The sequence below is a fragment of the Limnospira sp. genome (genome assembly GCF_051859755.1).
GTDB classification, from domain to species: domain Bacteria; phylum Cyanobacteriota; class Cyanobacteriia; order Cyanobacteriales; family Microcoleaceae; genus Limnospira; species Limnospira fusiformis.
Genome location: NZ_JBIMLI010000186.1, coordinates 1 through 7,165 on the forward strand (window position 1 = coordinate 1; position 7,165 = coordinate 7,165).

Annotated in this window: 5 protein-coding genes; 2 read left to right on the plus strand and 3 right to left on the minus strand. The window is 45.0% G+C overall.

Annotation, left to right across the window (positions count from 1 at the left end; genetic code table 11):
• Positions 1 to 156: 156 nt before the first annotated feature.
• Together ACTIE0_RS21715 and ACTIE0_RS21720 are read left to right on the plus strand one after the other, a co-directional pair.
• Positions 157 to 1,689 (plus strand): DUF4912 domain-containing protein, encoded by a 1,533-nt coding sequence (locus ACTIE0_RS21715; protein ID WP_439516985.1) that lies wholly within the window; start codon positions 157 to 159, stop codon positions 1,687 to 1,689.
• Positions 1,686 to 3,716 carry a DICT sensory domain-containing protein gene (locus ACTIE0_RS21720; RefSeq protein WP_006669786.1) on the plus strand — a complete coding sequence of 677 codons (2,031 nt, stop codon included), beginning with the start codon at positions 1,686 to 1,688 and terminating at the stop codon, positions 3,714 to 3,716. The genes ACTIE0_RS21715 and ACTIE0_RS21720 overlap by 4 nt, the downstream gene beginning before the upstream one ends.
• 67 nt (positions 3,717 to 3,783) lie before the next feature.
• On the opposite strand, the gene fabD is transcribed toward ACTIE0_RS21720, so the two are convergent.
• The 3 genes from fabD to plsX all read right to left on the minus strand — a co-directional run bounded on the left by fabD (position 3,784) and on the right by plsX (position 6,906).
• The gene (gene fabD, locus ACTIE0_RS21725) at positions 3,784 to 4,659 is read right to left on the minus strand and encodes an ACP S-malonyltransferase (RefSeq protein ID WP_006625926.1); all 876 of its coding nucleotides are present in this window, start codon (positions 4,657 to 4,659) and stop codon (positions 3,784 to 3,786) included.
• Positions 4,660 to 4,719: 60 nt separating this feature from the next.
• Entirely contained in the window at positions 4,720 to 5,712 is a 993-nt protein-coding gene (locus ACTIE0_RS21730) for a beta-ketoacyl-ACP synthase III (RefSeq protein ID WP_006625925.1), read from the minus strand.
• A 153-nt stretch (positions 5,713 to 5,865) separates the two neighbouring features.
• Complete coding sequence (gene plsX / locus ACTIE0_RS21735) at positions 5,866 to 6,906, minus strand: phosphate acyltransferase PlsX (RefSeq protein WP_006669785.1); 1,041 nt, start codon at positions 6,904 to 6,906, stop codon at positions 5,866 to 5,868.
• Between the last annotated feature and the right edge of the window lie 259 nt (positions 6,907 to 7,165).

Below are 7,165 nucleotides of genomic sequence, written 5' to 3' on the forward strand. Positions count from 1 at the left end.
TCGCACAAACAAAATAGTATAACATAAAAAGCCGTCCTTCTAGGACGGGGCTTTAGACCCAGGATCTTTGGTAAATGGGGCGACATTGTTATGATAAAATGCGAGCAGGCTCTGTGTAATGCTGACTGGAACATCCCGATTGTGGGTCTGCCACTTATGTCATATAAAAGAAAAACATCAATTGCTACCTTGGCGTTGGTCTGTATCCTTGATCTCGCTCCTAAGTCTTTGGCGACTTCTAGGTTGGTCTCTGCTCAATTATACCCAAATCGTTCGAGAACGGCTTTGACCTCGACTGGGTTGGCGACCAATGAAGTGGTTTTATCTCAGGCTGAACCTTTATCGGAGAGTTCAGAGGGAAGGTCTGTAGAATCAGCACCTAGTAGGACTGACCCCGCAGGATTGGTGGCTGCTTCATCGTCGGGACAGTTTCTCCTGTGGTTATTAATACTATTATCTATTGCTGTCTTAATTGCTTTTCTGCTCTGGAGAAAGCGCGATCGCTATTTGAGGTCAGCACAGGCTAAAACTGAGGGTTTAGGACAATCCCTTCAACCTGAACCAACCCCGGATTTAGCATCGACAACCTTATCGCAGATGTCAAAGGATACATCTACAACGCTAGCATTACATGAATCGGCAAAAACTTCTATATCCTCTGATACTAAACCTGAAGAAACATCAACGCTTATTTCTCCAGAACTATCAGCCAAAACTTTCGATTTCCAAACAGTCTCAGAAACTGTCTCCCAATCCGAGGTGGTGGAAGATGTGGAAACTGAGGAGAGTTACCAGGTAGCAGATATTGGGGATGAGTTGGAGGAAGTTATCTCCCAATCCGAGGTGGTGGAAGATGTGGAAACTGAGGAGAGTTACCAGGTAGCAGATATTGGGGATTCGGATTCGGAAAGGGTCTCGGAATCAGAGGTGGTGGAAGATGCGGAAACTCAGGAGAGTCAGGAGAGTTACCAGGTAGCAGATATTGGGGATTCGGATTCGGAAAGGGTCTCGGAATTAGAAGTTGTGGAAGATGCGGAAACTCAGGAGGTTTCTGAGGTAGCGGAAATTGAGTTAGGAGATTCCTCCGATGAGGTGTCGGAAAGGGATGGAGAGGCGGATGAGAATTTGAAGCAAGCAACGCTAACAGGTGGTCAAGCATGGGTAGTGGGAGGAGGAGACGATCGCAGTCAGTTAGATGTGGAATCGAAAAAATTCAATGTAGGTCAACAGGATGATGGCGAAATTATAGGTTTGGATGTAGATGAAGGACTCCCGGATTTACCGGGTGGCTATAATCAGAAATGTATCGTGTTGTTGCCACGAGATCCCAGTTGGGCTTATGCTTATTGGGATATTGGTAATGAGTATCGAGAACCCTTGCGACAAAAAGGAGGTAAACAACTGGCGCTGCGGGTTTACGATGTCACCTGGATCGATATGGATAAGCAGCGTCCCCACAGTATGAAACAATATGAGTGCGATGAGTTAACGCAGGAATGGTATATTCCGGTACCGATGAGCGATCGCGACTATATTGTAGAAATTGGCTATGTGACGGAAAGTGGTCATTGGCTGTTGTTGGCGCGTTCAGAATCAGTACATATTCCCCCAGTTTACCCCTGTGACCATTATGGCGATCGCTTTTATACAATTTCCTGGGAAGAAAATCTGCGGGGGAAAAATATATGAGCATTTCCATGTCAATTCTAGCAGAATTGGTGCAGTGTCAACCACAGATTAGACCTCAAATATACTTTAAATCTTCCCTAATTGCTCTCTCTCATGCTATGGAAGATCAGGTGTTGGCGGGGTCAGATTCTCCGTTGGTGATTGCTACATTTCAGCGAGAAAGGTTTTATCGTCAGGAAGCACATAGATATCGGCGAATTGCTGCTTTAACGTCTCAAGTTTATGTGATGGCTGCACCAGAAACTGAGTTTAAAAATGCTTCTGATGCTTATGAAACTGTGGCTTTTCCACCGGAAGATATATTGAGTAAGGAATGGAATTTAGTGGTGTTAGGGGAGAATTATGCAAGCTGTCTGGTTTGTATTGAACGTGAGGATTTAGCGGAAAATTCCGAGATGTCAGAACAGTTGACGATGGACCAAGCGCGTCCCTTTGAGGGTGTATGGACTTCTCATCGTCAGATTTGTTCCCAAGTCGCGATCCTTTTACTAGGAAGAGTTAAGTATTATCGACCGGAAATACAAGGCAAAATTGAAGAGGCTGTTAATAGCTTTAATTTACCGAAAAAGCTGGATAAAAAAGGGAAATCCACAACTCGCAAATCTCGGCACAATCCGAAGGAGGAAGTTGAGCTAGACTCGCCACTAAATGATCCGTTTGCTCATCGTTTGGTAACTTATTTACAAGCAGGTCAACATAAGTTACTGCGGGTTTATCGTTCTTTGGCGGTTCAGGAGTGGAAGGAGCGATTGGTTAATTCCATCACAGCGGCTATTCGTCAATCTCTTGACCCGGAAGAAGTTCTGGAAATTGCTACTCGTGAATTTGGGGAAGCAATGCAGGCTCATCGATGTTTAATTTATCGGTGTAAGTCTACTGATAAAAGTGTTGTTATTGAACATGAATATCTGCGATCGTGCCCTGAACAACCGGAGGGAACAAAGGTTAAATCTTTACGGGGGGAGACTTGGTGGCTGGAAAATAACCCTTTATTTATACAGGTTCTACAACAACAACGTTATGTGTATTTGGGGGAACCGGGGGAGGTGGATTATGGGATAGATGAGGGTGAGAATATTTTGGCTAAACTGGCTGAAAAATGGGAAATTGGCGGCTGGTTGATGGTGCCGATTTTGTCGCAAGGTCGGCTTTTGGGGATGGTAGAATTGCATCAGTGTAATTCGGTTTGTCGCAGTTGGGAAGATGATGAGCTGTCTTTGATGGATGCGATCGCTACTCAGTTGGCTGCGGCTTTAATTCAGGCGGAAACTCATGCAAATCTTGAGGAATTGAATCGGCAATTGGAAGCGTTAGAAAGGACTCGCAGCAATTTGATTGCCATTACAGGTCATGAATTAAGGACTCCTTTATCTACAATTCAGGTCTGTTTGGAGTCTTTGAGTCAGGAACCAGATATGCCTTTGGAAATGCGAGAGGTGATGTTAGAAACGGCTCAAGCTGACGCGGAACGTCTGCGGAAATTGGTGCAGGATTTTCTAACTTTATCCCATTTAGAAAGTGGTAGAGTGGACTGGAACCCGGAATCTTTGCGATTGGAAGAATGTATTGATTTGGCTATTAGTGGTGTGAGTGCTAGATATGCGGAAAATAAGCCTAAAATTGAGGTAGAAATTAATGATAATTTACCGTTAGTTAAAGCTGATGGTGAGTGGTTGGTTGAATTGCTGACTAAACTGTTAGATAATGCTTGCAAGTTTACCAGTTCTGAGGGTCAGGTGACTATTAAGGCTAAATCTAATGGCGATCGAATGTTAGAGGTGACTGTGGCTGATACGGGACGAGGAATTGAGCCTAACCGCTTGGAGGAAGTTTTTGATAGGTTTTATCAGGAGGAGGGTTCCCTACGCCGCACAGTGGGGGGAACGGGTTTAGGATTGGCGATAGGTAGGCAAATTGTCACGGGTTGGGGAGGCCGTATCTGGGCTGATTCTTTGGGGAAAAACCAAGGCAGCCAGTTCCATTTTACCATACCTTTGGTGGAAAGTGAGTTAATAATTAATAATTAGTAATTAGTAATTGATAATTAATTGGGAAGGGAGCGGGATGCTCCCAGTACAATTAGGATTAAAGAAATTAGGATGGCGGAATGCGATCGCAATTTTCTAGGGTCAAACCGGAACAGGTCCGCTTAATTAATCCAGTCAATACTTGACCAGGACCGACTTCTATCACTTTTTGAATACCCTGTTCTGAAAGTTGTAAACAAATTTCGCGCCAACGCACCGAACCCGTCATTTGTTTAACCAGACGTTCCTTGAGAATTTCCCCATCAGTAGCGGGGGTAGGGTCTACATTAGACAAAACCGGAACGGTAGCCTGTTGAAAATGAACTAAGTCTAAAACTTGTTGAAATTGGGTAGCAGCATCAGCCATTAAAGGGGAATGAAAAGCGCCCGATACATTCAATTTAACGGCTCGTTTGACCTTGATTTTACTGAGGAGATTATCAACGGCTTCTGGGGTTCCTGAAATCACGACTTGAGCGGAACTATTATCATTAGCCAAAACCACATTGTCGGTTTGTTCTAGTTGTTGATTGAGTTGTTCAGCATTAAAGCCAATGAGAGCAGCCATTTGTCCCCCCGCCGCCTTATCCATGAGTTCGGCGCGATGTTTAACCAAACGCAAACCCGCCTCAAAATCAAAGACTCCAGCAGCATAAAGAGCGACATATTCTCCTAAACTATGACCCGCGACTAAATCGGGAGTTTGACCTTGTTTTTTGAGAGCATCAACGAGGAGAGTTTCGACTACATATAAACAGGGCTGAGTGTAGAGAGTGCGAGACAATTTATCAGCCTCCCCCTGACACAAATCAGGTAGAGACCAACCGAGGATATCAGCAGCTTGATGTAACTTAGGTTGTGCGTCTGGTGAATCAAATAAATCGGCACCCATACCGACAGCCTGTGAACCTTGTCCAGGAAAAACCCATGCGGTTTTAGTCATTATTGTTTGCTTGTTAACCTTAGCTAAATAGGACAGTAAAAAATGGGGTTTAACTTTTAATTAGTTTCCCCATTTAAAGATTGCCGAACCCCAGGTTAAACCTGCACCAAATCCGGCTGTAGCAATTATATCACCGGATTGTATTTTTCCCGATCGCACTACTTCATCAAGAGCCAAAGGAATAGAAGCGGCGGAAGTATTACCATAATTAGCGAGGTTACTAATCACCTTATGGGGGGGGATTTTTAGCCTTTGAGCGACAGCATCAAGAATCCGTTGGTTAGCTTGGTGAAGGATAAGCCAATCGACATCAGCAGCAGTTAAGCCGGAGTGAAATAGGGCTTTTTCGACCACTTCCGGGACTTTTTTAACAGCAAAGCGATAGATATCTTGACCATTCATAGTAATGGGTAGATACTTACCTTGACCGATAGTAATTTCGGGAGTCAAAGCCTTAGGTTCTGGTTGACAAGCCAGGTTAAGGGAACTATTGAGACTCCCATCACTTTTGAGTTCAAAACCCAATAAATTATCGCGATCGCTGGCTTGTAAAACCACCGCACCCGCCCCATCTCCAAATAAAATACAAGTGCGGCGGTCCGACCAATCAACCCATCTTGAGAGAATATCCGCCCCCACTAAAAGCACATTTTTATAAACTCCGTTACGGATAAACTGACTAGCAGTGACCAAGCCAAAAACAAAGCCAGAACAAGCCGCAGTCAAGTCAAAAGCCACCGCTTTAGTCGCGCCAATTTGTGCCTGTATTTGACTAGCACTACCAAATAAATCATCAGCGGTGGAAGTAGCGAGAATAATTAAATCAATATCAGTAGGTTGTACACCAGCCATAGCGATCGCATTTTGGCAAGCGGAAGCCGCCATTTGGCTAAGTCTTACCTCTGTGGTCGCCAAGCCTCGTTGACGAATACCTGTGCGGGAACTAATCCACTCATCGGAGGTTTCCACCAGTTGAGAAAGTTGGTGATTGTCGAGTAAAACCGACGGAGTAGCCGCGCCGCTACCTGTAATAGCTATACCTGTGGTTGTCATGTATCTTTAAATGTCTATTTTCTATGAAAGGGGGCAAAACGGGGGGCCTCCGGTACAGGGAGGGGGTAAAATCGATAATTGACAATTAACAATGATCAATTATTAATTTTCCCCACCGGATATGGCTGATCACCAAATCCGACGATCGCCAGATTATGACTCTTGTTCAATCGCCTGTTTTTGGTGTTTTTGATACTGTAAATTAATGCGTTCTAGCACTTCATTATTAACCGCATCTCGCGCCATGCGAATAGCATTACAAATAGTCGGGGCTTTAGAAGACCCATGACCAATAATGCAAATTCCGGCTACACCCAAAAGTAAAGCTCCCCCATGTTCAACGTGATCAACCCTTTGTTTAAAGCGTTTTAAACTAGGCTTCAGCAGAGTAGCCCCCAATTGCGATCGCAGTCCCGAAGATAACTCCTCCCGCAGCAATTGGAGAACCGCCTCTCCGACTCCCTCGGCAAATTTCAATAGTACATTACCCACAAAGCCATCACAAACTATCACATTAAACTTACCAGTGAGTACATCTCGTCCTTCAGCATTTCCAGCAAAAGAAATCAGAGAATTTTCTTGTAGCATCTGATAAGTCCGCACCGCCAGATCATCACCCTTAGAAGATTCTTCACCAATATTGAGTAATCCCACAGTCGGGTTATCAACACCCAAAACATACTGGCTATAGATGCTTCCCATAACAGCAAACTGTTCTAGGAACTTAGGACGACAATCAACATTAGCCCCCACATCCAGAATCAGAACCGGGGAAGAACGCACCATAGTAGGTAACACAGCACCAATGGCGGGGCGATCAATACCCCGAATGCGTCCTACCCGCAATAGTGCCGAAGCCATCGCCGCCCCAGAGTGACCAGCAGATACAACCGCATCAGCTTTTTTTTGTTTAACCAAATTCATGGCAACATTAATAGAAGCATTAGGCTTGCGTTTAATCGCCCCTAATGGTTCTTCGTGCATTTCGATTGTCCCTTCGGCGGGGACAATTTCTGGCAATGGTGAGTTGCTGTGGTGTTCTTTGAGGGATGCCTCAATCTGCTGAGGATCTCCCACCAGTATGACATCAACCCCAAATTTTTCCTGTGCCATCAGCGCGCCCGCCACTACTTCTGTGGGGGCATGATCTCCACCCATCGCGTCAATTGCAATTCGTGCGCTAGTTAAGCCCATTGACCCAAGTTAGAGAAACCTTGAAGATTTTACCAAAAAACGGGGTTATAACCCTTATCCATAAAGCAAGGGGTTTCGCGCTAAGTGTCTCAGTACGCGATATCCTCTTGCATAAAATCCGGTAATTTCCGGCAGGAGGCGGAAATTACTCCTCACAGAGTCTGCAAGATGCAGGTCCAGGATTAGACCTACGTTAAGGGGGTGATGACACCCACAGGTGAGCGCCAGCCTGTTGCTCTGTCGTCTATCTTTAAGGAAC